The organism is Sulfitobacter delicatus (genome assembly GCF_900102535.1).
In the GTDB taxonomy this organism is placed as follows: Bacteria; Pseudomonadota; Alphaproteobacteria; order Rhodobacterales; family Rhodobacteraceae; genus Sulfitobacter; species Sulfitobacter delicatus.
This window is the reverse complement of sequence record NZ_FNBP01000001.1, coordinates 1-26472: the sequence shown is the minus strand read 5'-3', so window position 1 is coordinate 26472 and position 26472 is coordinate 1. Positions and strand designations below refer to the sequence as shown.

Sequence of the window (26472 nt, the reverse complement as noted above, 5' to 3'; positions counted from 1 at the left end):
TTATCGAGCCGGGCAGTGCTTGGCGAGCGCAATATCCTTTGGCGCGTGCCGCAGGCACGGGCCGCGCCTGACCTTCTCCGTCGCACCAAAGGTGCGCCGGGTTATTAGGCTCGCCTTTGGCGAGACGGGAAGGCGCTTTGCACGGCTGCACCTGACAGATGGGTTGCGTATCTTGCGGTGACTTGCCAAACTTCGAACACCCGCTGCCTTCCCAAGGTCAGGCGCAGCCCTCAGCGCATTCCGCGCCAATCCCGCATAAGGGGTTGCGTTATGACGGCACCCCGCGTATTGGCACCTTTCATCATGAACTCCACCAGAATCATGGTCACCCCACAGGGGCCTACTGGTGATGTTGAAAGGAAGAGGCCGTGAAAGCCAGCGAACTGCATGACAAGACGCCGGACCAGCTCCGCGACGAACTTGTGAACCTGAAAAAAGAATCCTTCAACTTGCGTTTTCAGCAGGCCACCGGCCAGCTGGAGAACCCCGCACGTCTGAAGACCGTGAAGCGTGACGTGGCCCGTGTCCACACCGTGCTGAACCAGAAAGCCGCTGCTGCGGCAGCCGAATAAGAGGAGCCTGAAAAATGCCCAAGCGTATCCTTACAGGCACCGTGACATCGGACGCCAACGCACAGACAGTTACCGTTTCCGTAGAGCGCCGCTTTACGCACCCGGTTCTGAAGAAAACCATTCGTAAGTCCAAGAAGTACCGGGCTCACGATGAGAACAACACATTCAAAGTGGGCGATTCCGTTCGCATCATCGAATGTGCACCCAAGTCGAAAACCAAACGTTGGGAAGTTCTGACTTCGGAAACAGCCGAAGCCTGAACCCCTTAAACGAAACCCTGGGATGAGGGCCGCATCGCCCCCCAGAAGGTCGGGAGAAACCAAATGATCCAGATGCAGACCAACCTGGATGTTGCTGACAACAGCGGCGCGCGCCGTGTTCAGTGCATCAAGGTCCTGGGTGGTTCCAAGCGTAAGTACGCATCCGTCGGCGACATCATTGTCGTGTCGGTCAAGGAAGCCATCCCTCGCGGTCGTGTGAAAAAAGGCGACGTCCGTAAGGCCGTCGTCGTTCGCACCGCCAAAGAAGTTCGTCGTGACGATGGCACCGCCATCCGTTTCGACCGCAATGCGGCTGTTATCTTGAATAACAACAACGAGCCTGTCGGCACCCGTATCTTCGGGCCGGTTGTTCGTGAGCTGCGTGCGAAGAACTTCATGAAAATCATCTCGCTCGCTCCGGAGGTGCTGTAATCATGGCTGCTAAACTTCGCAAAGGTGACAAGGTCATCGTGCTGTCCGGCAAGGACAAGGGCAAGACGGGCACCATTTCGTCCGTTGACCCCAAGTCGAACAAGGCCATCGTTGACGGCGTGAAAATCGCCATCCGCGCCACGCGCCAGACACAGACATCTCAGGGCGGCCGCATCCCCAAGGCGATGCCGATCGACCTGAGCAACCTCGCACTGGTAGATGCCAACGGCAAAGCTACCCGCGTGGGCTTCAAAATCGAAGGCGACAAGAAAGTGCGCTTTGCCAAGACCACGGGGGACGTGATCGATGCTTGATACCGCAACCTACACACCCCGCCTTCAGGCCGAATACCGCGAAAAGATCCGCGCCGCCCTGAAAGAGGAATTCGGCTACAAGAACGACATGATGATCCCCAAGCTGGACAAAATCGTTCTGAACATCGGTTGTGGTGCCGAAGCCGTGCGTGACAGCAAGAAAGCCAAGTCGGCTCAGGAAGACTTGACGACGATTGCAGGCCAGAAGGCTCTGACAACCATCGCCAAGAAATCCATCGCTGGTTTCCGCGTTCGTGAGGAAATGCCGCTGGGTGCGAAAGTGACCCTGCGCGGTGACCGCATGTACGAATTCCTTGACCGTCTGATCACGATCGCAATGCCCCGTATCCGCGACTTCCGCGGCGTTCCGGGCAAAAGCTTTGATGGCCGTGGCAACTACGCCATGGGCTTGAAAGAGCATATCGTGTTCCCCGAGATCGACTTCGACAAAGTTGACGAGACCTGGGGTATGGACATCGTGATCGCCACCACGGCGAAAACCGACGCTGAAGCCAAGGCGCTGTTGAAAGCTTTCAACATGCCCTTCAATTCATAAGCGCGGGAAGGATTAGAAATGGCTAAGAAATCCATGATCGAGCGCGAGAAGAAGCGCGAAGCACTGGTCAAGAAGTACGCTGAGAAGCGCGCGGCTCTGAAAGAGATCGTGAGCGACGAAAGCAAACCGATGGAAGAGCGTTTCCGCGCTTCCCTGAAACTGGCGAAACTGCCGCGCAACAGCTCTGCTGTGCGTCTGCACAACCGTTGCCAGCTGACGGGCCGCCCGCACGCCTACTATCGTAAACTGAAAATTTCGCGGATCGCGCTGCGGGACCTTGGCTCTTCGGGCCAGATCCCCGGCATGGTCAAGTCGAGCTGGTAAGGAGCGCATCAGATGAACGATCCTATCGCAGATATGCTGACACGCATCCGTAACTCTTCGCTGCGCGGCAAATCCACAGTTGTGACACCAGCTTCCAAGCTGCGTGCATGGGTGTTGGACGTGCTGGCCGACGAAGGCTACATCCGCGGCTACGAAAAGATGACGGGCGCCGACGGCCACCCCGCTATCGAGATCAGCCTGAAATACTACGAGGGCGAGCCTGTTATTCGCGAGTTGAAGCGGGTCTCTAAACCCGGTCGTCGCGTTTACATGGCCGTCAATGACATCCCAGTGGTCCGTCAGGGCTTGGGTGTGTCGATTGTCTCCACCCCCAAGGGTGTGATGTCGGACGCGTCTGCACGTTCTGCCAATGTTGGCGGCGAAGTGCTCTGCACCGTATTCTAAGGAGTAGACCATGTCTCGTATTGGTAAGAAACCTGTCGCCATGCCTTCGGGCGTTTCGGCAGAGGTCAGCGGTCAGACGATCGAAGTTAAAGGTCCCAAGGGCACCCGCAGCTTCCGTGCGACTGACGACGTAACACTGACGGTCGGAGACGATGCAATCACTGTGACACCGCGTGGCAAGTCCAAGCGCGCGCGTCAGCAGTGGGGCATGTCCCGCACCATGATCGAAAACCTGGTGACTGGTGTCACCACGGGCTTCAAAAAAGAGCTTGAGATCCAAGGTGTTGGTTATCGTGCGGCCATCAACGGCAACACGCTTCGACTGAACCTCGGCCTCAGCCACGATGTTGACTACGTTGCGCCCGAGGGCGTCACCGTGACAGCACCGAAGCAGACCGAAATCGTTGTGGAAGGCATTGACGAACAGCTTGTTGGTCAGGTCGCTGCGAACATCCGCGCTTGGCGCAAGCCCGAGCCCTATAAGGGCAAAGGCATCCGCTACAAGGGTGAGTTCGTGTTCCGCAAAGAAGGCAAGAAGAAGTAAGGAACGGAAAGATGGCAAACACCAAAAGACAGCTGTTCCTGAAACGCCGCATGCGCGTTCGGAACAAACTCCGCAAAGTGAACGCCGGGCGCATGCGCCTGTCGGTACACCGTTCGTCCAAAAACATCTCGGCTCAGTTGATCGACGATGTGAACGGCGTCACACTGGCCTCCGCCTCCACCATGGAGAAGGACCTGGGTCTCGTTGGCAAAAACAACGTCGAAGCGGCAACCAAGGTTGGCGCATTGATCGCCGAGCGTGCCAAGAAAGCCGGCGTGGAAGAAGCATACTTCGACCGTGGCGGTTTCCTGTTCCACGGCAAGGTCAAAGCTTTGGCCGAAGCGGCCCGCGAAGGCGGTCTGAAGATCTGATTGTGCGGTGCGTGGGCAACCACGCACCCACCATCACCACGTAGGGTGTGTGCTCCGCACGCACCTTTCCTGCGAAGAGGGCCACGCTGGCCCTCTCGATGATCCGGGGGCCGCTGGCCCACCAGGATTGATCCTAAGGGTCCTAAGGGGCCACAGAATAAGGAAGATGCCAGATGGCAAGAGATGACAACCGTGGGGGCAACCGCCGCAACCAGCGCGACGAGACCCCGGAATTCGCTGACCGTCTGGTCGCGATCAACCGCGTGTCCAAGACCGTTAAGGGTGGTAAGCGTTTCGGCTTCGCCGCACTCGTGGTCGTGGGCGATCAGAAAGGCCGCGTCGGCTTTGGTAAGGGTAAAGCGAAAGAAGTACCCGAGGCCATCCGCAAGGCGACTGAGCAAGCCAAGCGTCAGATGATCCGCGTGCAACTGCGCGAAGGTCGTACGCTGCACCATGACATGCACGGCCGCCACGGCGCCGGCAAAGTCATCATGCGGACAGCACCTGAAGGTACCGGTATCATCGCCGGTGGTCCGATGCGTGCCGTGTTCGAGATGCTCGGTGTGAAGGACGTTGTGTCCAAGTCGGTCGGTTCGCAGAACCCCTACAACATGATCCGCGCCACTTTGGACGGTCTGAGAAAAGAGCAATCGCCCCGTTCCGTCGCGCAGCGTCGCGGCAAGAAAGTGGCTGACATTCTGCCCAAGCGTGATGACAACGTCGAGTCCTCCGCACAAGTGGCTGAGGAGGCATAAGCATGGCCAAGACAATCGTAATCAAGCAGGTCGGCTCGCCGATCCGCCGCCCCGCCAAGCAAAAGGCAACCTTGGTTGGCCTGGGTCTGAACAAAATGGGTCGTACCCGTGAGCTGGAAGATACACCTTCCGTCCGCGGCATGATCAACAAGATCTCGCACATGGTTGAGATCGTCGAAGAGAAAGGCTGAACTTCGGTTTAGCGGTAGGGTGGGGATCCACGCTACGAAGACGCCTCGCAGGAAACTGCGGGGCGTTTTGCGTTGCGGGGCAGGGTGCGTCGTTTCGTAGCACCGCAGGCCCGGAATCAAGCCGCAGGCGCCGGGCCATCGCCTGCCCGTCCGGGCGGGCTGGCGATTTAGGGAGGCTTGGTGCAACTCTGCTAGAGCGCGCGAGTGCTGCACCATAAAGTGGCACGGATCACCATTCGGATCGCCACCCCACGGGCAGGCGATGGCCCTTCTGGGCAGCGAGGCCCCGCGCGTACGTCAAGCTACGCCGCCACCCCCTTGTCACGCCTTCCGCCATCCCCTATACGCCCCCGGTGGCCCGTGTTGGGTCGCAATGGAATCGAAACGCCGCGTTTGGCCACTCCCGTCGCTGGGGGCCATTTCCGGCAAAAGGAGAAGCGACATGAAACTTCACGAACTTTCCGACAACGAAGGCGCAACCAAAAAGCGTATGCGCGTTGGCCGTGGCCCTGGCTCCGGCAAGGGTAAAATGGGTGGCCGCGGTATCAAGGGTCAAAAGTCCCGTTCCGGTGTCAGCATCAACGGCTACGAAGGCGGCCAGATGCCAATCTACCAGCGTTTGCCCAAGCGTGGCTTCAACAAGCCAAACCGCAAATCTTTCGCTGTTGTGAACCTGGGCCTGATCCAGAAATTCATCGACGCCAAGAAGCTGGACGCAGGTTCCACCATCGACGCGACCGCCCTGATCGCTTCCGGTCTCGTGCGCCGCGAGCTGGACGGCATCCGCGTTCTGGCCAAAGGTGACATCACCTCCCAGATCGACCTGAACGTTGCTGGCGCCTCCAAGTCCGCAATCGAAGCGGTCGAGAAGGCCGGCGGCAAGGTGACTGTGGCGGCTGCGAAGGCTGCTGAAGCCTCCGAGTAAAGCGGCCTTAAGGCTTGTGAGCGGCGCGTCAGCCGCTTACATAACCTCAAGTTTTCCCGAACGCCGCCCGCCGGAAAACGGCCCGGGCGGCGTTTTCGCAACAAGAGAAGAGACCCCTCATGGTATCTGCCGTCGAAAACATGGCCGCGAACACGAGCTGGGCCGCATTGGGCAAGGCAACAGACCTGCGCAATCGGATCCTGTTCACACTCGGGCTGCTCATCGTTTACCGCCTTGGCACCTTTATCCCGGTGCCCGGCATCGACGGTGGCGCATTGCGCGACTTTATGGAAAGCGCGGGCCAGGGTATCGGCGGTATGGTCTCGATGTTCACCGGCGGCGCGCTTGGCCGCATGGGGATCTTCGCTCTGGGCATCATGCCCTATATTTCGGCCTCGATCATCGTCCAGTTGCTGACCTCCATGGTCCCGGCGCTGGAGCAGTTGAAGAAAGAGGGCGAGCAGGGCCGCAAAAAGATCAACCAGTACACGCGCTACGGCACCGTGGCGTTGGCGACCTTGCAGTCTTACGGCCTCGCGGTCAGCCTTCAGGCCGGTGACATTGTTGCCGACGGTCAGATGGGCTTTGGCTTTATCGCGGCCTGTATGATCACGCTGGTGGGCGGCACCATGTTCCTGATGTGGCTGGGTGAGCAGATCACCGCACGCGGCATCGGCAACGGCATCTCGCTGATTATCTTTGTCGGCATCATCGCCGAAGTCCCCGCCGCCATCGCGCAGTTCTTTGCCTCGGGCCGCTCGGGCGCGATCAGCCCTGCGGTGATCATTGGCGTTCTGGTCATGGTGATCGCGACGATTATGTTCGTGGTCTTCATGGAGCGCGCGCTGCGCAAGATCCATATTCAATACCCCCGCCGCCAAGTCGGCATGAAGATGTATGACGGCGGCACCAGCCACCTGCCGGTCAAGGTGAACCCCGCAGGCGTGATCCCGGCGATCTTTGCCTCGTCCTTGCTGCTGCTGCCGGTCACCGTCAGCACCTTCTCGGGCAATTCCACCAGCCCGGTGATGTCTTGGCTCTTGGCGAACTTTGGCCCCGGTCAGCCGCTCTATCTGCTGTTCTTTGTGGGCATGATCGTTTTCTTTGCTTATTTCTATACTTTCAACGTCAGCTTCAAACCCGATGACGTGGCCGACAACCTCAAAAACCAGAACGGCTTTGTGCCTGGCATCCGCCCCGGCAAGCGCACGTCGGAGTACCTTGAGTATGTCGTGAACCGCATCCTTGTGTTGGGCTCAGCCTATCTCGCTGCGGTCTGTGTTTTGCCAGAAATCCTGCGCGGCCAGTTCGCCATTCCCTTCTACTTCGGCGGCACGTCGGTGCTGATTGTTGTGTCGGTGACCATGGACACGATCCAACAGGTGCAGAGCCATTTGCTCGCGCATCAATACGAAGGCCTGCTTGAAAAATCGCAACTGCGCGGTAAGGGTGCAGGCAAAGGCAAAGGTACACGCAAGAAACGGAGCCCCGTACGTCGATGAACATTATTCTACTCGGGCCTCCGGGCGCAGGCAAAGGCACGCAAGCACGTCATCTGGTCGAGACCCGCAACATGGTTCAGCTCTCTACGGGCGACATGCTGCGCGAAGCCAAGGACAGCGGCACGGAGATGGGCAAGATTGTTGCCGATGTTATGGACCGTGGTGCTTTGGTGACAGATGAGATCGTGATCGGTCTGATCCGTGAAAAGCTCACCGATAAGGCTGCGCATGGCGGTTTCATCTTTGACGGTTTCCCGCGCACATTGGCGCAAGCCGATGCGTTGGCCGAGTTGATGGCAGATGAGGGTCAGACCCTTGATGCCGTGATTGAGATGAAGGTCGACGACGAGGCGCTGGTCGCCCGTATTACTGCACGCTCCACCTGTGCGAATTGTGGTGAGGTTTACAACGACCTGACCAAGCCGATCCCGGAAGATGGCAAATGCACCAACTGCGGCGGGACCGAGTTCAAGCGTCGGGCGGATGACAACGAGGAAAGCCTCAAGACCCGTCTGATGGCCTATTACAAGCAGACCTCGCCGCTGATTGGTTATTACTACGCCAAAGACATGCTGAGCGGTGTGAACGGTCTGGGCAAGATCGAAGAAGTGCGCGGCGCAATCGCGAGCATTCTTGACGCCTGAGGCATCTGAGATTTCTGCTGCGGGGGCTTCGGCCCCCGTTTGCGTTTGGGGCAGGGCGGCGCTCTGCGGCCGATCGGCAGTTCTTGCTGCACGACGGCTTGACGCTCTGCGCAAAACCTCATAGTCACCCCTATCTCGAAAGAGAATCAAATTGCGGGCCGGCCTTTTGCCTTCCCCCGCAAGATCACCTGATCAGCCTTAGCCCGATGGCCTTATCGCCTCGGGCTTGTGTTGTGAAAAAAGGGTCTGGAACGACGGACCCGCAACGAAAAGGAATAGCTAACGTGGCACGTATTGCCGGCGTAAACATCCCGACTGCAAAGCGGGTTCCCATCGCCCTCACCTATATCACCGGTATTGGCACCTCCTCCGCCAAAGCCATCTGCGAAGCCGTCGGCATCGACGAGACCCGCCGGGTCAATGAACTGTCGGACGCCGAAGTTCTGGCCGTGCGCGAGCACATCGACGCGAACTACACCGTCGAAGGTGACCTGCGTCGTGACACGCAGATGAACATCAAGCGCCTGATGGACCTTGGTTGCTACCGTGGCCTGCGCCACCGTCGGAACCTGCCGGTTCGCGGCCAGCGCACCCATACCAACGCACGCACACGCAAGGGCCCCGCAAAGGCCATTGCTGGCAAGAAGAAATAAGGGAGGGTCTGAACAATGGCACGCGATAAGACACGCACCAAGCGTAAGGTCTCCAAGAACATCGCCGCAGGTGTGGCGCATGTGAACTCGAGCTTTAACAACACCAAGATCCTGATCTCGGACGTGCAGGGCAATGCAATCGCATGGTCCTCCGCCGGCACCATGGGCTTCAAAGGGTCGCGTAAATCGACACCCTACGCTGCTCAGATGGCCGCCGAAGATGCGGGCCGCAAGGCTCAAGACCACGGCGTCAAGACGCTGGAAGTCGAAGTGCAGGGCCCCGGTTCGGGTCGTGAATCCGCACTGCGCGCTCTGGCGGCTGCCGGTTTCAACATCACCTCGATCCGTGATGTGACCCCGATGGCCCACAACGGCTGCCGCCCGCCCAAACGCCGCCGCGTTTAAGCCGGGACTGTTTTACATGGGGTCGCGCCTTGCGTGCGGCCCCATACCGCTTTTCAGAAACCTCGAGCGTTTGTGTCATTTGGACATGAGGCACAAACAAGGATGGAGGGACGCATGATCCACAAGAATTGGGCTGAATTGATCAAGCCGCAACAGCTTGACGTCAAGCCGGGCAATGACCCGGCCCGTCAGGCAACCGTTATGGCCGAACCGCTGGAGCGGGGCTTTGGCCTGACGCTCGGCAACGCGCTGCGCCGCGTGCTGATGTCCTCGCTGCAGGGTGCGGCGATCACATCCGTACAGATCGACAACGTGCTGCACGAGTTTTCCTCTGTGTCCGGTGTCCGCGAAGACGTGACCGACATCATCCTGAACCTCAAAGGCGTCAGCCTGCGCATGGAAGTCGAAGGGCCCAAGCGCCTGTCGATCTCTGCCAAAGGTCCAGGCGTCGTAACTGCCGGTGACATCTCCGAATCCGCCGGCATCGAGATTCTGAACCGCGAGCACGTGATCTGCCACCTCGACGATGGGGCAGATGTCTACATGGAGCTGACCGTCAACACCGGCAAGGGCTATGTCTCCGCAGACAAGAACAAGCCCGAAGATGCGCCTATCGGTCTCATTCCGATCGACGCGATCTATTCGCCGGTCAAGAAGGTCTCCTATGACGTGCAGCCCACCCGTGAGGGCCAGGTGCTGGACTATGACAAACTGACCATGAAAGTGGAAACAGACGGGTCCATCACGCCGGATGACGCCGTGGCCTTTGCCGCGCGCATTCTGCAGGATCAGCTGGGCATTTTCGTGAACTTCGACGAGCCGGAATCGGCCTCCCGTCAGGACGACGACGATGGGTTGGAATTCAACCCGCTGCTGCTCAAGAAGGTCGACGAGCTGGAGCTTTCGGTGCGTTCGGCAAACTGCCTGAAGAACGACAACATCGTCTACATCGGCGATCTGATCCAGAAGACCGAAGCCGAAATGCTGCGCACGCCGAACTTTGGCCGCAAGTCCTTGAACGAGATCAAGGAAGTGCTGTCGGGCATGGGCCTGCACCTTGGCATGGACGTCGAAGACTGGCCGCCAGAAAACATCGAAGACCTCGCCAAGAAGTTCGAGGATTCGTTCTAAGAGACACGGCCCCGGAAACTTTGAAAGTTTCCGGGCCGATTTCTTCAAAAGAAATCGGGCACCGTTACGACCGGGCACAAGCCCCAAGGAGAGCCCAAGACACGCATCGCGGGCCAGACAAAGCAAAACCGCCCGTAGAGGGCATCAAATTGGAGACTAAGAAATGCGTCACGCACGTGGATACCGCCGCCTGAACCGTACACATGAACACCGCAAGGCGTTGTTCTCGAACATGGCAGGCTCGCTCATCGAGCATGAGCAAATCAAAACAACCTTGCCGAAAGCCAAGGAATTAAAGCCGATCATCGAAAAGATGATCACGCTGGCCAAACGTGGCGATCTGCACGCCCGTCGTCAGGCAGCAAGCAAGCTGAAAGAAGACCAGTATGTCGCGAAATTGTTCGACATCCTCGGCCCGCGCTACAAAGACCGCCAGGGTGGTTACGTCCGCGTTCTGAAAGCTGGCTTCCGCTATGGTGACATGGCGCCGATGGCGATCATCGAATTCGTCGACCGCGACCGCGACGCCAAAGGCGCCGCTGACAAAGCGCGTCTGGCTGAAGAAGACGCCGCGGAATAAGATTTCGCAGATTGCGGATCGGAAGGCCCTGCCATTTGGCGGGGCCTTTTTTGTTTGGCGGGGTGCAGGGATATTTTTGGCCAAAAAGAAATGGGTGTTGCGCAGGCTGGAGCGGCTGCGCATATCTGAGGGCATGAGAATAGTCCTGATGATCCTGATGCTGTTCGCCGCCCCCCTGGCGGCGCAGCAAGTGCCCAGCTCCGCCGCGCAGATGCAGTTGAGCTTTGTGCCGCTGGTTAAAGAAGCCACCCCCGCGGTGGTGAATATCTACGCCAAGATCATGACCGAAGCCCGGCGCACGCCGCTGCAGTCTGACCCGTTCTTCGAGCGCTTCTTTCGCGATCAATTCTCTGAACGCCCACGGGTGCAGAACTCGCTCGGCTCGGGGGTGATCCTTTCGGGAGACGGGATCGTGGTGTCGAATTACCACGTTGTTGGCACCGCGACCGACATTCGCGTGGTCCTGAACGACCGGCGGGAATACAGCGCGCATGTGCTTTTGGGGGATGCGGAAAGTGATCTGGCGATCCTTAAGCTGGAGGGCGCGCAAGACCTGCCGTTCTTGGAGTTGCGCGACAGTGATGCGGTCGAGGTCGGGGAGTTGGCGCTGGCCATCGGCAACCCCTTTGGCGTGGGACAGACGGTCTCGAGCGGCATCGTCTCGGGCCTTGCGCGCTCTGGCGCGGCGAATAACGGCGGGCTGGGCTATTTCATCCAGACCGATGCGCCGATTAACCCGGGCAACTCCGGCGGTGCGCTGATTGATATGGCCGGGCGACTGATTGGGGTGAATACCTCGATCCTGACCCGGTCTGGGGGCAGCAATGGGATCGGCTTTGCCATTCCTGCCGATCTTGTCGCGGCCTTTGTCGAACAGGCGCGGGCGGGGGAGGCGGTGTTTAACCGGCCTTGGGCCGGGCTTTCGGGGCAGCCGGTGGATTTTGATATGGCCGGGCCGCTGGGGCTGGACCGTCCGGGCGGGATCATCGTGTCGGGTCTGCATGCTGCAAGCCCGTTTCATAAGGCAGGGCTAAAGGTGGGCGATGTGATCGTCAGCGTGGATGACCAGCCGGTGAATACGCCGGCAGAGATGATCTACCGCATGTCCGTCGCCGGTCTTGGTCATAGCGCGCGGGTGACGGTGATGCGCGACGGGTCGGCGCAAGAGATGACCGTGGCGCTGATCGCGGCCCCCGACACGCCGGACCGGGCTGAGGTCACGCTTGGCGGGCGGAGCCTTCTACCGGGCTTGCGCGCCGCGCGGGTCAATCCGGCGGTGATATCCGAAATGAACCTGCCGCTGGAAAGCACGGGCGTTGTGGTGCTTGATGCTGGACGCTTTGGCCCGCGGGTGGGGCTGCGGGACGGGGACGTGATCCAATCGATCAACGGGGTTACAGTCGAAGACACAAGCGCGCTGCTGGCACTGCTCTCGGGGCAGGTGCGGCGCATTCAAATGGTAATCCAACGCGGCGACCGGCGCATCGCGCTGCGGTTTAGGGGGTAGCGTGGCGGATCTATTTGGCGACGGCGACGCAGTGGCCGACAACGGGCACCGCCCGTTAGCAGACCGCCTGCGCCCGCGCAGTTTGGGTGAAGTGATCGGGCAGGATCAGGTGCTCGGGCCCGATGGACCGCTGACCGTGATGCTGGCCTCTGGCGCGCTGTCTTCGCTGATCTTCTGGGGGCCGCCGGGGGTGGGCAAGACCACCATCGCGCGGCTGCTGGCGGATGAGACGGACCTGCATTTTGTGCAGATCAGCGCGATTTTCTCGGGCGTGCCGGAACTGCGTAAGGTCTTTGACGCAGCCAAGCTGCGGCGGCGGCAGGGCAAGGGAACGCTGCTCTTTGTCGACGAGATCCACCGTTTCAACAAAGCGCAGCAGGACGGGTTTTTGCCGCATATGGAGGATGGCACCATCCTGCTGGTGGGGGCCACGACTGAGAACCCCAGTTTTGAGTTGAACGCCGCTGTGCTGTCGCGCGCGCAGGTGCTGGTGCTGGAACGTTTGCCGCATGATGATCTGGAGCGTTTGGCGCAGCGGGCGGAGCAGGAGCTGGGCAAGCCGCTGCCGCTACAGCCCGATGCCCGCGAAGCGCTGTTGGAAATGGCCGATGGCGACGGGCGCGCGCTGCTCAATCTGATCGAACAGGTGACGGCATGGAAAGGCGATGCGCCGCTCGACAAACCGGGGCTGTCAAAGCGTCTGATGCGCCGGGCGGCGCAATACGACAAGGGCGGCGATTCGCATTACAACCTGATCTCATATTTAACTCTATAGACCAAAGCAAAAAAATACCCAAACCAGCGTTTTGAGGGTCGTTTCGACGACGGGGTATATTTTTACGGCAAAATGTAATATTGAATGGTGAATTAACTACCTGCCCACAGCCTGCAGATCATCATCAGGAGCAGTATGAGCGGATTTGAGGTTGTCACTTGCGAAGTCGAACACCAAGGCATGGTGAGAACCGTCAAGATGATCCGAGACGGTGATACGCTCGCACCCTACTTCCCTGCGTCTATCTGGCTCATGAATGAATACTACCGGAAGCCGAGAGGCTATGATCAACTGGCTCACCAAGTCGCAAATTTCCTGAACTTTGCCAAAAGCAAAGGGATAGAGCCTCTCCAAGTCGATGCGTTCTTTCTCGAAGCATACTTAGACAAACATCTCTTTCAAGAGAAGCGATTAGAAGCGACTACCGTTGAACACTATCACGGGTTCATCGCAAAGTTCTATAGGGCGATGGAGCATCTGGGGTTCATTGAGAAGGCTATAGAGGTATCGGAATACATAAATCATAGTCTGCAAGAGGAAGTGAATCTGGCGGCCGGAACAAAGAATTCACTCGATCCGTTTGGCCTTTACGCGAAATACCTTTCCTATAAAGACTTCGAAACCCTCTCTGGTTACGTTGTTAAAAAGAACGCGAGGCTAAGAAGGCGAGATGAACTCATACTTCGTGTAGCCTACGAGACCGGTTGCCGCGGCGCTGAAATTGTTGATCCCGACAACTTCAGTATTCCAAGAATTAGGAGTGAGCTGAAGAAAGCTGAAAGCAGCCAGAGAAACGAATTTTTGTACGCAATCATTGGTAAGGGGCGGGGTTCCGGAAAGGTACGGAAGATTGCTTTCCCAACTGCCTTGGCGAAGGATATCCTCCGCTATGTTAATACCTTTCATGTGTCGGGCGATATTGCGTTTGGGTCGGCGCGCGACAGAAGATTAAGCACGTCATATCCGTCAAAAATTTATAAGTCTTGCAAGGACGCCATACTATTGAATGGGAATGCGAACACTCCCAATCTCGATATGTGGATACGGCATAGCCGGACACGGACATTCCACGGATTGAGACATACCTACGCGACTAACCTTGCAAATAGGCTTCGCGCTTTGAACGAAAACTATGAGCAGCTTAGAGAGAGGTTAGGGCATGAAAGTCTCGACACCACGAATATATACATCAACTTCGAAATCCTTCTCCATGGCAACGCCGAAGAACAGAATGCCAAAATGGTCGATCAAACATCTGATGCCAGCCAAGTCCGCTACTTGACGGAGGAGTTTGAATGACTAATCGATCTTCATTTGCGGAAGCGCGTTTAATTCGTGGAGGCCTTACTGAAGAAGAGAGCGACTATGCTGCAGAATACCGTAGCAACGTCCAGAATGTACCAGGCACATTGAAGGGGGTGGCACGGATTGGTGTAGATAGCCTCGGCGTGGTTCAAGAGGTTGGCGTCCCTGCCCAACTACGATGCCACCGATATATCGGGCCGATGATTGCAGTCATAAATTCCCCAGAATCGGGCATCACAGCTTCCCGTGTGCCAAGTTATAAAAGAGCATTTGAATATATAGTGAAGGTAGCGGTCAGCGGTGAAGAATCAGACAGGCGTTATTTTGGAAGAGCGCTACTCAAGCGTTTAAAGTCTGAGTTGACATCAGAATACAGCATTAAGGCAAGCATGGACGACGCCAAGAGGCTGTTCAATAAAGCCGCCGATAAGAGCGATGATCTAAAAGTGAAGCGCGAGATCAGAACCCTTATCGGGGGGAAGGGGGCAAAAGCCCTCGATAGCGGCTATTGGCCAAACCTAAGAGCGGTAGAAAGATACCCGACCAGGTCTCTCGAAGATGTATTCGGCGATAGTCTTAACTATACGAATGAGCAGTACATCGATGCTGTTACTGATTATGCATCTGCGTTTATCCGAAAATGGTCAGATGTTCGAAAGCGACTTCGGAACGAACATCCAGAGCTATATGCTAAGATCTGTGATGCGGTGACGCGGATCGGCGTGGAACGGCTCAAGAAGATTGAAAGAACACAAGCGTACTCACCCAGAGTTCTGAAATGGGAGAATGAGTGGTTCGAAATCTTGGGTATTAACATCGAGATTCTGGTGGCTATGGATGATGCGTTTCTCAATGCAATCGCAATGTCCCAATGGCGGAAGTCAATACATTTCGAACGTTTTTCATCCGCAGTGAATTTGGCCAAAAATGGAGCGAAGGGTTTCGCAGACCAGCTTTTGAAAGTCACTGCGTCATGTTCATACCCGAAATCTCAATGGTCTATTTGGGAAAATGGAGGGAAGAATTTCTCCATTATGTCCAGATTAATGCTTTCACTTCTCGACTTCTTAGGCCCCAGTTTGGAAGAAGAGACGTGCCTTGTCTGGCTGTTGGCATCACGAAGAATTCAGTTGTCTAACACGGTTCGCCTCAAACGGGCGCAAATTGATGAAGATGCGACAGGAATTTGGATTAGAAGCTTCAAGGGGCGGAGTGGTAAGGCCGAGAACGTTTGTATTAAGAAGAATACTAGGATGGGTCGAGCGCTTAAAGCATATCTGTGGGACTATGATCAGCGCCCATTGGGGAATGTCGTTTCTGAAGCGATGATATCACCCTATAAACCGCAGACTGCCCGTTTTAGCTCCACCTGGAATTTCTATCATTTGGCTTTCTCCGATCACTCGGAAGGGCTGATCGAGTACGGTTTGTCAGACGCAAACTTAATTGTAGTTAAACAGATATACTTAAGCGTCGTTCAAGTCAAACGTCAGAATGGCAGAGCGTTTAATTTTGGTGACGTCGAAAGGCGTACGGCTAAAGCGCTGCTTCCTTCGGCAATTGCTCAGTCGCATGTATATGCGGAAGAAGCAAAACGAGGAGGATTCATTAAATCCACTACGCTGCTGAAGTCCTATTACAGTGAAGATCCAGATGAACTCTCACGACAAGCGCAGAATGAATTTCATACATTGAAGACCCGTGAGGAAATCTATCGGGCGCGGTCGAGAGATAAAGTGAAGCTGAGGAAGGGCAGGGCGTTTGCCGCCGCCGTGTCAGAGGAAATGGCCAGTATTTCACATGATATTATTGGTGAATGGGAGGAGAGAACAAGCCCGTTTTCAGTTTCTGCTTTAGTGGATTTTATAGGCTTGCGGGGAAGTAGTCTCGAAGCTCCTCCCGAAACAATCCTAGCGGCCGCCAAGGCAGAGAAATTTATTGTCGAAAAAAGCGGTTTGATTAAAAAGGATGGAATGATTTATCTCTTCGATTCCGGTCTCACGGCTCGCATGATGATGGAAGAGGTGCGCCATATCGAGGGAGAGTTAGAGGGTCTTTTTGCCACCCAAGACCTCGACAAGGCTATCAATGCGTGGGCAAAGCTTAACTTTCTTGAGTTGCTCCTGAAGCGCTTCAGTGCTGTCAGTCTGAAAGATGCATCTGAAAAATATGGGCATTTGGAACGCAGGATACCACATGCACCGATATCGGAAGGGGGGAACTCATGGATCGTGGAATGATAGATGCTGCTAGTTCGTCTGACGGTGCTCCTCTCATTGACTCTTCTTGTTACGCCAAGAACCCAGGTAAGTATTTCGACGATATTTGGTTTATTCATCACGTCGATTCAGGCGAGGTAGTGAAAATTGACTTTAGGAGTCGTTTCGGGGAGCTTCGAAGCTGGCAGCAGCTGGTCGCAAAGAATATTGTGTTCTTGCGTTGTGAAGGGGTGGATAATGGCTTTGCGACTGTGCAGAGTCCCAGAAGCATGAGTTCTACCTATGGTAACATTGCCTCAGTATTTCATTTCATGAACAGTAAGTTTCAGGGGCGACTGCTAGCTGATCTCAGTGAGAGTGAACTTATAGAGCTCGTGATACACAATATCGATGGTTCGATTGCTCGGGGGCCCACGGTGTTCAGTAGAATTCGTCTACTTGCGTGGATGTATGATCTGCGGTACGCGGAGCACCGTTTGGTGCCTGAGCAGTACTTACCGGCGTCTAATCTAAGTGGGCGTTGGGAAGACCTTTGCTCAGTATGGGTGAGAGATGCCGGCGAAAGCTACGCAGATTGGCGGGCTGGCGGAAGTTTTTCGATCGTTCCTTTCGAAATTGCTTTGGCTGTCCTAGGTTATTGTTTCCAGCTGATAAAATCGGATGAGACCAAATACGTCCTCGCGTGGTTTCAAACGGAACGAAGGCTTCGCGAAGAGGGAAGGCTTCCTAGTTGGAAGACCGCTGGCCAATTTTTCTCAAATTTTGGTGAACGGAGCACATGCTATGGCAGCCGATTAAAGGCTTGGTCTGTAGATCAAGTGTTCTTCGAGGAGCTTTGCAAGTGTTACCCGAACGTGAAGTCGAGAGATCAGCTTCCCCTTCCATCAATCCCATTCGCGATTGGCACACATTCAATTAAGAGTTCAATTACCCGAAAGGGGGACCATCTTCTTACAGCATGTTATTTGGCGATTCTTATTTTGACTGGTATCCGACATAGTGAAGCGAGCGGAATGGCACGCGACGCGTTCGAGAAAAAGGGGGCGGACTATATCTTCGCGTCGAACATCGAAAAAACCAACCATGGGGTCGTTACGGATCGGCATGTTTCGGCTGCTGTCGCCGATTTTATCGATGTCCTGGATGGTCTAGGTGGCGTCGGCTTGACCTGCGAGAGGAGGAAAGAGCTTTTCTCCTACTTTAGGTATAGTTTCAACTCGCAGAACCAGCCGGTATACTCTCTGAATAAAAACGCTATTAACGTTACGATGCAGGTTAATTCCTTCTACGAGATTTTTCTTGAGGGACAGGGTGATGATGTCCGTAACTATTGCCCGCACGTAACAGCTCATGGATTCCGCCATGCTTGGGCCGAGTTTGCCATGCGCCGTTTCGATGGAAATATTATGCCACTTATCCGCGATCATTACCGGCACCATTTCGGGTCGAAAATGACTGGAGTCTACACGCATAATAAGGTCGAGCTGTCGGAGTATCAGCACCTTGGTAGGCGCCAGATTTTTGAACTCGTCAGTCGATACGTAGATGGTGCTGCCACCCTCCATGGGCAGCTGGGTGAATTCCTCACGAGGCAAGCGGACAATATTGGTTTAGTCGAGATGCACGATAAGAGTGCGCGTGATGCAACCATTAGGCAGATTATAGAAGAGCATGTTGGCGAGCCGATTGTCACCCCTCATGAATATGGTTTATGTGTTTTGACTGAGAACACAAAACAACTCGCGAATTGCCGTGACGAAGCGGGTATTCCAAGAACCCAAACGGCTGATGTAGATAGCTGCGTAGGGTGTGTAAATAGTTGCATAATAAAACAAACTGACAACAAGGATGATCCTCACTTCCTGACATTAAAACGACGTCTTGCGACCTACCGAGCGGAGGCTCAGGAATGGCAAGGCAATGATCTGATCGGCCCACTGTTCGTTGATGGCGCTCAAAAGACTCTTAGGGCTCTGGAGGCTCTGGTGAGAAAAATGGAGAAGGTGGATGTCTGACCTTGAAATGGAAGATTTTGATCTCGATTTCTCTCCTCAGCTGCCTGACAAAGCTCGCCCGCCTCTCTGGTATTATGATGCTGATGTTGCGCAAAGCTACAAAAGCATTGTGGATGTCGCACTCGTAGCGTTCGAGAAGAAGCTGGCATTCACCCGGGGATTGAAGCCCGGACGCACAGTCAAAATCAAGGAGTGGAAATTGGTCGCCGCAACTCTCAACAAAGCAGCGGGGCTCAACGAGGGACACCTCAGAAATAAGGATCGGCGAGATGTTCTGCGCACTGTAGAGTTCATAGGGTCGCTGAACACGCGCTTGGAGGCCGCGATCAAGGCCCGGAGTTTGAGCAACGCTAGGCCCTCAGCAACTGAGAGAAAGGCCGCCTACTCCGCCCTGCTTGAAAAGTATCGTAAGCTCGAGCAGATAAAGCTTTCGGAGTATGCCAAAGCGGCGTTCGAGCAAAACATGGCCGATCGCCTAGCGTCCCAGAACCATTCCTATGTTTCGCTATTCCAACAGAACAATCGTCTTCTCGAAAATAACGCCAAGTTGGATGAGGATGTAGAGCGACTACAAGGGAAGCTTGTTGAAGCATACGAAGAGATCAGCAGGCTTAAAGATCAGTTGAGGACCAAGTTCCAGATGAAGGTGGCGGAATAATGTCCAGCGGTCGGCAATTAGGGAGCGAGAACTTTGCTCGCTTCGTTGCATGGGTCTCTGAGCGGGAAGCGCGGGGTGATCATGCGGACTATATTCGTCGGGGTAAGCTAAACCGCAAGGAGGTTGCCACTGAGCTTGGCTTCAACAGACGTTCATTTGGACAGAACCCCGCCATCAAACAACTCGTCGAAGAACTCGACGTTCGATGGGGTTCGCAACATCCAGCCCTATCCAAATCCATCGCTGAGGAAAGCGCCGCGAGGGAAAGAGCCAATGATCGAATGAAGCGCACAGCGACGTCGAATTCGAAGCTGTTGCAGCGGATCGCAAGCTTGCAAGAGGAGAACCGACAATTGCGCCGTGAACTCGAAGAGGTGAAGCATTTCAAGTCGGCGAGAGATGCCTTCTTGGAGACGACGAAAGACTTCCGCTGACCCATGCTCATCCAGGTATCGAAGAGGCGTCGAAATGGCTCTGTCAGCGCCATGCGCATCGCAGCTGATGGCAGCGTCATACACGTGGCGAATAGCCTCTCTGTTTCGCTGCCAGAAGCCTGCAAGGATGCTGCCAAGGTTGGTTCCTTGTGGGAAGTCGACGGGCCGACGGCACAGACAACGTTCACGGCCGGCGGATACACAATCATCGAGGATCATCTCGAAGCCCATACAGCTCGGTTCGTAAAGCCAAACACTCGCTTGCTGGAAACGTGGCTCCAGAGAAACGTGAAGGGCATTGGGGAGGTCAAGGCTGGTCGCCTGGCCCGCAATCCTCGCTTGATCGAGATCATCGAGGAACGGGACATTAGCTCGCTTTTGGAGGCTGGGGTTCCGAGTCGGTCCATCGGCCCACTGCTACTGGAATTCCCAAGCGATGCCTACATGGCAGCTATCAACTGGCTTGCTGATCACCATCTGCCGGTAAAGCTGGCTGAAACGCTTTCGGCGGTTTGGCGTGAGAAAACCATCGCGATGTTGAAGGAGAACCCGTTTCGGCTGCTGAACTTCGACGTCCCATTCGAGCTGTGCTGCAAGATTGCAAAGGGGTTGGGCTTTGCCTCGGATCACCCGAAATACCAAGCTGCGTTGGCAGCTGATCTCATTTCGCAATATTGTCGCGCTACGTCATCGACTTTGATGCTACGGCCTGCGTTCGAGAAGAAATGCAGAGAGATGGGTGTCGACTTCAATGTCGTCCTGCGGCACGCGATGGAACAGGAACTCATCGGCTATATCCGTGGCGAGGACGGCTTTCAACTTGAAGGGGAATTTCTGCTTGAGGCCCTTACGGGGCAGAGGCTGCGTGATGCAATCCTTCGACCGCCGGGCGCGGGCAGCAGCGCGGCGGATTGGGAGTGCAATCTAACCGTTGAGGCGGTTAAGGAGCGATTGCGCGAATTTGAGCAGACCATTCAATTCAGGCTCACGGATGAGCAAAGGCGTGCGGTGTTGCTTGCGTCAAGTATGAACGTGTTCGCGCTATCGGGCGGAGCAGGGACGGGCAAGACGACAATCCTTCAGGCTATCGTGACGGTGTTGGAGAGGGTCTCCTTTGGTGTTGATATCTTCCAGGTCGCGTTGTCAGGGCGGGCTGCACAAAGGATGGTTGAAGCCACTGGTAGACCTGCTTCGACAATTGCTAAGTTCTGTGCGGACATGGCAAGGAAGAAGCAGGACCAGCGTCCCGACCATTGCATCGTTGTGATCGATGAAGCCAGTATGGTCGATCTATATTCCATGCACGCCCTTCTGCTACACCTACCTGCTGCCACGCGTTTTATCTTCGTAGGTGACGTGGACCAATTGCCGCCCGTCGGGGGCGGCCTGTTGTTTCATAACATTATGAAATCGACCTTCCCGGCCGTCGAACTAACTGAGGTGAAACGCCAAGGAGCCGAGAGCGGAATTCATCGGTTTGCAACGGCGGTGAGGCATCAACACGGGTGCATAGCTTTGCCTGACTATCAGGAGGGAGTGGAAATTGATTGCGCTGTCCTACGACGCGTCGACCCAGATGAAATTGGTCAGTTGTTCCAGGTTCACGGGGGGGCTGAACGGTGCGCAATTCTAACCTCGATGCAAGCTGGCGAAGCTGGTGTCGGAAACCTGAACATGGGCATGCAACGCCGGCTGGGCTTCAACCGTCCTGTAGTTCGTCTAGTCCATGAGGACGGCGTCTATGACTACGTAAATTTCACAGGCAGCAAGTTCTACCTGAACGATCCAATCCTCATAACAAAGAACGACTACGACATTGGCGTTAGAAATGGCGATCTCGGCACCATCGTGGAGATCTTCGATGAACAAACCGAGGACGGGCACCTTGGCTGCGTTAAGATCGGCGGCCGGATGTTCGATCTAAATGCAGACCTGTTGGACAAGATGAGCCTCGGTTACGCTATGACCATCCATAAGGCGCAGGGGTCGCAGTGGGAGAACGTAATCCTCGTCTTGAACAGAAGGGCAACGCACATGCTGGATAAGACGCTGCTCTACACGGGCGCGACACGCGCACAGAAGAAACTAATTGTTTGCAGTGAGGATATGGGCCTGGTCCAGCAAGCGGTGGATCGAGGCTCAATCGCCCTCCAGCGAAAGACTAACCTTTTACAGCACCTGGACGCGGACTTCTAAGGTGGCCCGAATTCGATGCACGTTTGTCGCGAACCTCGAACGAAGACCTGATGTGCCTTTGATTGGGGAAATGAATGGAGCGACGAATGAACCTGTTTGAGCAACAAGACGATGCGACTGAGCCTGAAACAGGAAAGGCTAAGACCCGCCCCTTGGCTGACCTACTGAGGCCTCAAGCCATCGAGGAAGTTATCGGTCAAGACAAGCTACTGGCCGGCGATGGTCCGCTGGGCTCCATGTTGGCAGCAGGGAAAATCTCGTCTCTAATCCTGTGGGGGCCGACCGGCGTCGGGAAGACCACTATTGGCAGGCTGCTGGCTATGAAAACGGATTTTCATTTCGAGCAGATCAGTGCAATATTCAGTGGCGTCGCGGACCTTAAGAGGGCTTTCCAGGCGGCGCGCGGCCGCCACCGCAGGGGGCAGGGAACACTCCTTTTCATTGACGAGATCCACCGTTTCAACAAGACCCAGCTTGACGCCTTGCTGCCAGTGATGGAAGACGGGACGGTTACCGTATGCGGAGCAACGACAGAGAACCCATCATTCTCTGTGAACAGGGCTGTGCTTAGCCGGTGTCAGGTGATGGTCTTGGAGCGCCTTGACGAACGAGCGCTATCCGCCATAATTGCACGCACTGAGAGGGTTCTTGATAGCCCCCTGCCTTTGGACGACGAAGCGAAGGAGCTCCTTTGTGCCATGGCGGATGGTGATGGGCGAGCTCTTCTGAATTTGGTCGAGAGCACGCTCACTTGGCCCCGGGACCATATCTATTCTGCAAAGGAAGTGGCCAATCGCTTGACACAGCGCGCGGCGCAGTATGATCGCGCGTCAGATGGTCACTACTCGATCGCAAGTGCCATCCAGAAATCGATAAGGGGTTCTGACCCCGAGGCCGCAATTTACTGGGTCCATAGAGCGCTTGAGGGCGGCGAAGATCCTCGTTTTATCCTGCGGCGGCTGACAATGATCGCATGGGAGGACGTAGGGTTGGCAGATCCGGAGGCATCCCGTATCTGTCTGAGCGCGTGGGACACTTTCGAAAAGCTTGGCAGTCCCGAAGGCGATCTGGCTGTATCTCAGGCCGCAATTTACTTGGCCTTGGCCCCGAAATCGAATGCCGGCTATTTGGCACACAAAGCCGCGCGCGCTGATGCGAAAATATCCGGTTCCGCACCTCCCCCCATGCACATCGTGAATGCGCCCACAGCAATGATGAAGAATCTTGGATACGGCGAAGGGTATCAATATGATCACGATGCTCCCGACGGTTTCTCTGGTCAGGTTTTCTTTCCTGATGGGATGGCAAGGCCCCAGCATTATCTGCCTGTTGAACGCGGGTTCGAGCGAGAACTATCAAAAAGGGTTCGCTACTTCGAAAAGCTTCGGAAAGTCCGCAACTCCGAAGGCGGGTAAGAACTAGTAGGTGCGCCCCGCCGATCATTTCGCAGCAATGAGGGCCGACCGCTCTCATCATTAAGGGCCGTAGGTTGGCCCTCATTGTTTGTTGCGACCGGGCTATCGCCTGATAGACTTTTTACCTTCCGCGGTAGAAAAGGCGCTGGTACCAAATACTCGCACAGGAGGCTGTATATCTGCATGAATTGCAGGACGGGTTTCAAGCCAAGCGCTTAATCAAAGACTGGGTCGGGTTTTACAACTCCGAGGTGTCACACACGGCTCTCGACAAACAATCCTCTGACGACGCATTCGTTGAAGCAGAGCGGACCCAGAGGGCGGCATGAAACCAACCAAATTACATCTTAGCTGAGCCACAAAGCTGTCCTAAAAAACAGGACCATTTCAGGGGCACGAGAGAGGGGCGATATCGAGGTGAGCTTCACCGATACCTCGGGCTGATGTTCGCAGAAGCGCATCGGTGAAACACATGACGGAGCGAAACTCATCACTGGCAGGGGCGGCGCAGGTGAAAGCGATGCCCGCAGCTTACCCGACGGCCACTTCGGACGTAGGGTCGATTTTCTGACGGGGTGGCGTTCGGTCTTTTAACGCTGTCTGAAAGCAGTTTGTGGGGCCTTATCGTGGAGGCATTTCACTCGCCCCACCGACTTGGCCGGATGGTCCGCCACTCTTCATTCTTGTGCGCATGAGTGCGCTCCATACCGTTTGCTCTGGCAAACGATGCCGGTGACATTGTCACTGTCTTTCAGTATCTTTGTTGTCTTCGTGGTCGGGTTTCTTCTCTACGTCGCCGTGGCCGAAGAGTTGGACGTTCTGGTGCGCGTGGTGGATGTTCTCGAACTCAAAGCTGGAATGCATTATGCTGAACTCCGCACTCAGCCGTTCTTTGATTTCCGCCTTGACCGGTTCGATGCGGCTCCAGCCCGCCTCTGTCAGCACCACGTGACAGTCGAGCGCTGCTTCGTGTTCCTGCATTTGCCAGAGATGAACGTGATGCACGTCCTCGACACCATCCACCTCGGTCATCGCCCGGACCACTGCACGGCTATCCATGTCGGGGGGGCTGCCGAGCATCAACGTACGGATCGGCTTTCCGATTTCGGTCAGGGCGAGGTAGAGAATGTAGAGGGCAATGGCAATCGTGATCGCCGGATCGACCCAAGTCACGTCGTAGAGAATGATCAGCGTCCCCCCGATGATCACCGCTACTGAGGCCAGTGCGTCGGATAGATTGTGTAGGAAGAGCGCGCGGATGTTCACGCTGCCTTTCTGCATCGACCAGGTGAGCCATGCGGTCAAGCTGTCTACCGCGAGCGCCACGCAACCGAGGATAACGACGGTCCAGCCAGCGACCTCCGTTGGCTCGATAAAGCGCATCGCGCCCTCGTAAATCAGATAGACGCCGACAAGGATTAGGGTGGTGTAGTTGATCAGCGCCGCTACGATCTCGATCCGGCCATAGCCGAAGGTCATGCGTTCATCTGCCGGTCGCCGGGCAATCTTGCGCGCGACGAAGGCGATGACTAGCGATGCCATATCAGAGAAATTGTGCAGTGCGTCTGCAATGAGGGCAAGACTGCCAGAAAAGATGCCGCCGACGACCTGCGCAACAGTCAGAAGAGCATTGGCCCAAATGGCGACCGATACCCTCCGGTCCCCGGAAGTCGGGTCCATGTGGGCATTACCGTGATCATGCGGCATAATGCGGCTCCTCTTGATTGTGGGCCGTAATCTCTGGCGAGGGGACCAAGCGGCCCGACCGGAGCGCGGCGACACGTGCGTTCATCCAATGGCGAATTCCGTGTCGGTAGAGCCATCCACGAAGGCGTCCGAATTCCTGCCGATGTTGCCGATAGAATTCATCCGGGGCATCAAATGTTCCGAGGTCGCGCGTGATGCCAGTGCGTTGGATGTAGGTGTCACCACCGCGCCAGTCGACCGGTGGTGCGCCGAGACAATCTGTCCCGATGCCGTAACCGCAGAACTCTTTGCGTCCGGGGAAGTGCGCTTGGAGCCGGGTTAGGTAGTCAGTATCCAGAATAAAGCCTTCGAGGTTCACCCAGGTGCCAATAACGCGAACCTCGACCCATGAATGCAGGATCTCTACCGGCGCAATCGGGTAGACTGCTTCGGGCACGACGCCACGCTGAAGAGCCTTGTGAATGGTGAAGCCATGCAGCCGGCAAGGGAAACCGAGCGCGCGCAGAAGCGCCATCAGCAGCGTGGCCTTAGTATTGCACTGGCCATAGCCGTCCATCAGCACGACTGAGGCCGGAATGTTGTCCGCGCGGTTATAGCCGAAGTGGATCTCATTACGGACGAAATCATATGCTGCGCCGATCCGACCATGTTCGGAAAGCGCCAGCCAGCCACGCTTTTCGATGAGACTACTGATCGGGCCTCGGCAAAAGTCGAGTAATTCTGTCGGCTGAAGCAAAGTTGTGTCGGCATTCATTCCCGTCTCCATCGAATCGTGATGAGACAAGTGTAATTGCTACAGTAGATGTAGCTTCAAGTCGAAAGTTATCCCGTGCGCTGCGCTACTAGGATGATGTTCGCTCCCGCGAGGCACCATCACCAAAAAAGTCGAAATCCATTTTGAACATCCTGGAGGTTGATCCCTAGGTTAATGCGCTACACGAAGCCAACTACAAGTTCGGACCACCTAAGAACTCGAATTCCGTTCAGGGCGGTTAGCTCAGTTCATTTGTGTGGAAAAATCTGCTGCGATGGTGAGGTGCCCACATGCCAATGGATAGCGATGACCGTTTCCTTAACTACATCTTAGCTGGGGGCTGCGGCGTTAGCTGGGGTTTATGGGGCTACTTACATGCCTGTATGCCTGTGAAAACGGATCAGCGCCAATGGCCCGCGTCAGGAAGTGGCTGGCGTTATACATTCATAAAAGCCGGCCTTTGACCCTTGGCCGCAAACCGCCTGCTATTGTCCGTTGGCAGAGAATTGAAACGGTGAACTCGTATCATCAGTTGCTAGAAGTAGCTTTTTTCGTCACAGAAACCGCCCGAGTAGGGGTGTTAACACAAATAAGGGAACGGATTTAGGTTCCAAGAAGCCCGGTTCGATAGAAATATTTCTCTTGAACCTACAGCGGCTTTAGGAGTTAGGACCGCAGGCGAAGAACGGCATTCGAGTCAAACAGGCCATACTGCTTCAGGCTTTCCTTACTGAACGGCAGAGTGGTCTTGTTTAAGCTTAGTTTGCCTACCTAACGTTGAAGGAATAAGAATGATGCTGACAAGACGACATTTTCTCCAGACCAGCGGTGCGCTGTTTTCTACTCCAATCGCTGGCCCGCTACTGGCAGCCACCCGGCCCACCAAGGAGGAGAAGGCCGCCTGGGACGCGCAGGTCACACCT

The 26472-nt window shown here is 55.7% G+C and carries 28 protein-coding genes and 1 pseudogene; 27 read left to right on the top strand and 2 right to left on the bottom strand.

What is annotated here, in order from left to right:
• The first annotated feature begins 368 nt into the window (after positions 1-368).
• From rpmC to BLS57_RS00015, 27 genes and pseudogenes are all read left to right on the top strand, one after another.
• On the top strand, positions 369-572 hold the full coding sequence (gene rpmC, locus BLS57_RS00145) for a 50S ribosomal protein L29 (protein WP_007118846.1): 204 nt from the start codon (positions 369-371) through the stop codon (positions 570-572).
• 14 nt (positions 573-586) lie between these two features.
• Positions 587-832 (top strand): 30S ribosomal protein S17, encoded by a 246-nt coding sequence (rpsQ, locus tag BLS57_RS00140; RefSeq protein WP_007118847.1) that lies wholly within the window; start codon positions 587-589, stop codon positions 830-832.
• Between the two features lie 63 nt (positions 833-895).
• Complete coding sequence (gene rplN, locus BLS57_RS00135; protein ID WP_007118848.1) at positions 896-1264, top strand: 50S ribosomal protein L14; 369 nt, start codon at positions 896-898, stop codon at positions 1262-1264.
• 2 nt (positions 1265-1266) lie between these two features.
• The gene (rplX, locus tag BLS57_RS00130) at positions 1267-1578 is read left to right on the top strand and encodes a 50S ribosomal protein L24 (RefSeq protein WP_067267981.1); all 312 of its coding nucleotides are present in this window, start codon (positions 1267-1269) and stop codon (positions 1576-1578) included.
• Positions 1571-2134, top strand: coding sequence for a 50S ribosomal protein L5 (gene rplE, locus BLS57_RS00125; protein ID WP_093737996.1), 564 nt, complete (start codon positions 1571-1573; stop codon positions 2132-2134). Before rplX ends, rplE begins: the two co-directional genes overlap by 8 nt.
• 18 nt (positions 2135-2152) lie before the next feature.
• Positions 2153-2458, top strand: coding sequence for a 30S ribosomal protein S14 (gene rpsN / locus BLS57_RS00120; protein WP_007118851.1), 306 nt, complete (start codon positions 2153-2155; stop codon positions 2456-2458).
• A 12-nt stretch (positions 2459-2470) separates the two neighbouring features.
• Complete coding sequence (gene rpsH, locus BLS57_RS00115) at positions 2471-2863, top strand: 30S ribosomal protein S8 (RefSeq protein ID WP_093737994.1); 393 nt, start codon at positions 2471-2473, stop codon at positions 2861-2863.
• Between the two features lie 10 nt (positions 2864-2873).
• On the top strand, positions 2874-3407 hold the full coding sequence (gene rplF / locus BLS57_RS00110) for a 50S ribosomal protein L6 (RefSeq protein ID WP_093737992.1): 534 nt from the start codon (positions 2874-2876) through the stop codon (positions 3405-3407).
• 11 nt (positions 3408-3418) lie between these two features.
• Positions 3419-3778: a 50S ribosomal protein L18 gene (gene rplR / locus BLS57_RS00105; protein ID WP_093737990.1), complete on the top strand. Its 360-nt coding sequence runs from the start codon at positions 3419-3421 to the stop codon at positions 3776-3778.
• A gap of 173 nt (positions 3779-3951) precedes the next feature.
• Positions 3952-4533, top strand: a complete 582-nt coding sequence (gene rpsE / locus BLS57_RS00100) for a 30S ribosomal protein S5 (protein WP_093737988.1) — start codon at positions 3952-3954, stop codon at positions 4531-4533.
• Between the two features lie 2 nt (positions 4534-4535).
• On the top strand, positions 4536-4724 hold the full coding sequence (gene rpmD / locus BLS57_RS00095) for a 50S ribosomal protein L30 (RefSeq protein ID WP_093737986.1): 189 nt from the start codon (positions 4536-4538) through the stop codon (positions 4722-4724).
• 442 nt (positions 4725-5166) lie between these two features.
• Entirely contained in the window at positions 5167-5649 is a 483-nt protein-coding gene (gene rplO / locus BLS57_RS00090; protein ID WP_093737984.1) for a 50S ribosomal protein L15, read from the top strand.
• 119 nt (positions 5650-5768) lie between these two features.
• Positions 5769-7151, top strand: coding sequence for a preprotein translocase subunit SecY (secY, locus tag BLS57_RS00085; protein WP_093737982.1), 1383 nt, complete (start codon positions 5769-5771; stop codon positions 7149-7151).
• Positions 7148-7795 carry an adenylate kinase gene (locus BLS57_RS00080; RefSeq protein ID WP_093737980.1) on the top strand — a complete coding sequence of 216 codons (648 nt, stop codon included), beginning with the start codon at positions 7148-7150 and terminating at the stop codon, positions 7793-7795. The genes secY and BLS57_RS00080 overlap by 4 nt, the downstream gene beginning before the upstream one ends.
• A gap of 284 nt (positions 7796-8079) precedes the next feature.
• A complete protein-coding gene (gene rpsM, locus BLS57_RS00075) occupies positions 8080-8448 on the top strand; it encodes a 30S ribosomal protein S13 (protein WP_093737978.1) in 369 nt (122 codons plus the stop codon).
• Between the two features lie 15 nt (positions 8449-8463).
• On the top strand, positions 8464-8853 hold the full coding sequence (gene rpsK, locus BLS57_RS00070) for a 30S ribosomal protein S11 (protein ID WP_093737976.1): 390 nt from the start codon (positions 8464-8466) through the stop codon (positions 8851-8853).
• Positions 8854-8967: 114 nt separating this feature from the next.
• Positions 8968-9984, top strand: coding sequence for a DNA-directed RNA polymerase subunit alpha (locus BLS57_RS00065; protein WP_093737974.1), 1017 nt, complete (start codon positions 8968-8970; stop codon positions 9982-9984).
• Positions 9985-10147: 163 nt separating this feature from the next.
• Positions 10148-10564, top strand: a complete 417-nt coding sequence (gene rplQ / locus BLS57_RS00060) for a 50S ribosomal protein L17 (RefSeq protein ID WP_007118863.1) — start codon at positions 10148-10150, stop codon at positions 10562-10564.
• 133 nt (positions 10565-10697) lie between these two features.
• Positions 10698-12071, top strand: a complete 1374-nt coding sequence (locus BLS57_RS00055) for a trypsin-like peptidase domain-containing protein (protein WP_093739089.1) — start codon at positions 10698-10700, stop codon at positions 12069-12071.
• A 1-nt stretch (position 12072) separates the two neighbouring features.
• Positions 12073-12837 (top strand): annotated as a pseudogene (locus tag BLS57_RS00050) (AAA family ATPase); the annotation flags it as partial.
• 144 nt (positions 12838-12981) lie between these two features.
• Positions 12982-14145, top strand: coding sequence for a tyrosine-type recombinase/integrase (locus tag BLS57_RS00045; protein WP_093737972.1), 1164 nt, complete (start codon positions 12982-12984; stop codon positions 14143-14145).
• Positions 14142-16391: a hypothetical protein gene (locus tag BLS57_RS00040; protein ID WP_139186604.1), complete on the top strand. Its 2250-nt coding sequence runs from the start codon at positions 14142-14144 to the stop codon at positions 16389-16391. Before BLS57_RS00045 ends, BLS57_RS00040 begins: the two co-directional genes overlap by 4 nt.
• Entirely contained in the window at positions 16376-18385 is a 2010-nt protein-coding gene (locus BLS57_RS00035) for a hypothetical protein (protein WP_093737968.1), read from the top strand. Before BLS57_RS00040 ends, BLS57_RS00035 begins: the two co-directional genes overlap by 16 nt.
• A complete protein-coding gene (locus tag BLS57_RS00030) occupies positions 18378-19043 on the top strand; it encodes a hypothetical protein (RefSeq protein ID WP_093737966.1) in 666 nt (221 codons plus the stop codon). The genes BLS57_RS00035 and BLS57_RS00030 overlap by 8 nt, the downstream gene beginning before the upstream one ends.
• A complete protein-coding gene (locus BLS57_RS00025; protein ID WP_093737964.1) occupies positions 19043-19477 on the top strand; it encodes a hypothetical protein in 435 nt (144 codons plus the stop codon). The genes BLS57_RS00030 and BLS57_RS00025 overlap by 1 nt, the downstream gene beginning before the upstream one ends.
• Before the next feature lie 3 nt (positions 19478-19480).
• Positions 19481-21673 carry an AAA family ATPase gene (locus BLS57_RS00020; protein WP_093737962.1) on the top strand — a complete coding sequence of 731 codons (2193 nt, stop codon included), beginning with the start codon at positions 19481-19483 and terminating at the stop codon, positions 21671-21673.
• An 86-nt stretch (positions 21674-21759) separates the two neighbouring features.
• The gene (locus BLS57_RS00015) at positions 21760-23088 is read left to right on the top strand and encodes a replication-associated recombination protein A (RefSeq protein WP_093737960.1); all 1329 of its coding nucleotides are present in this window, start codon (positions 21760-21762) and stop codon (positions 23086-23088) included.
• Between the two features lie 741 nt (positions 23089-23829).
• Here BLS57_RS00015 and BLS57_RS00010 read toward each other — a convergent pair.
• Together BLS57_RS00010 and BLS57_RS00005 are read right to left on the bottom strand one after the other, a co-directional pair.
• The gene (locus BLS57_RS00010) at positions 23830-24795 is read right to left on the bottom strand and encodes a cation diffusion facilitator family transporter (RefSeq protein ID WP_093737957.1); all 966 of its coding nucleotides are present in this window, start codon (positions 24793-24795) and stop codon (positions 23830-23832) included.
• Complete coding sequence (locus BLS57_RS00005) at positions 24785-25549, bottom strand: transglutaminase-like domain-containing protein (protein ID WP_244153561.1); 765 nt, start codon at positions 25547-25549, stop codon at positions 24785-24787. Before BLS57_RS00005 ends, BLS57_RS00010 begins: the two co-directional genes overlap by 11 nt.
• Positions 25550-26472: the final 923 nt, after the last annotated feature.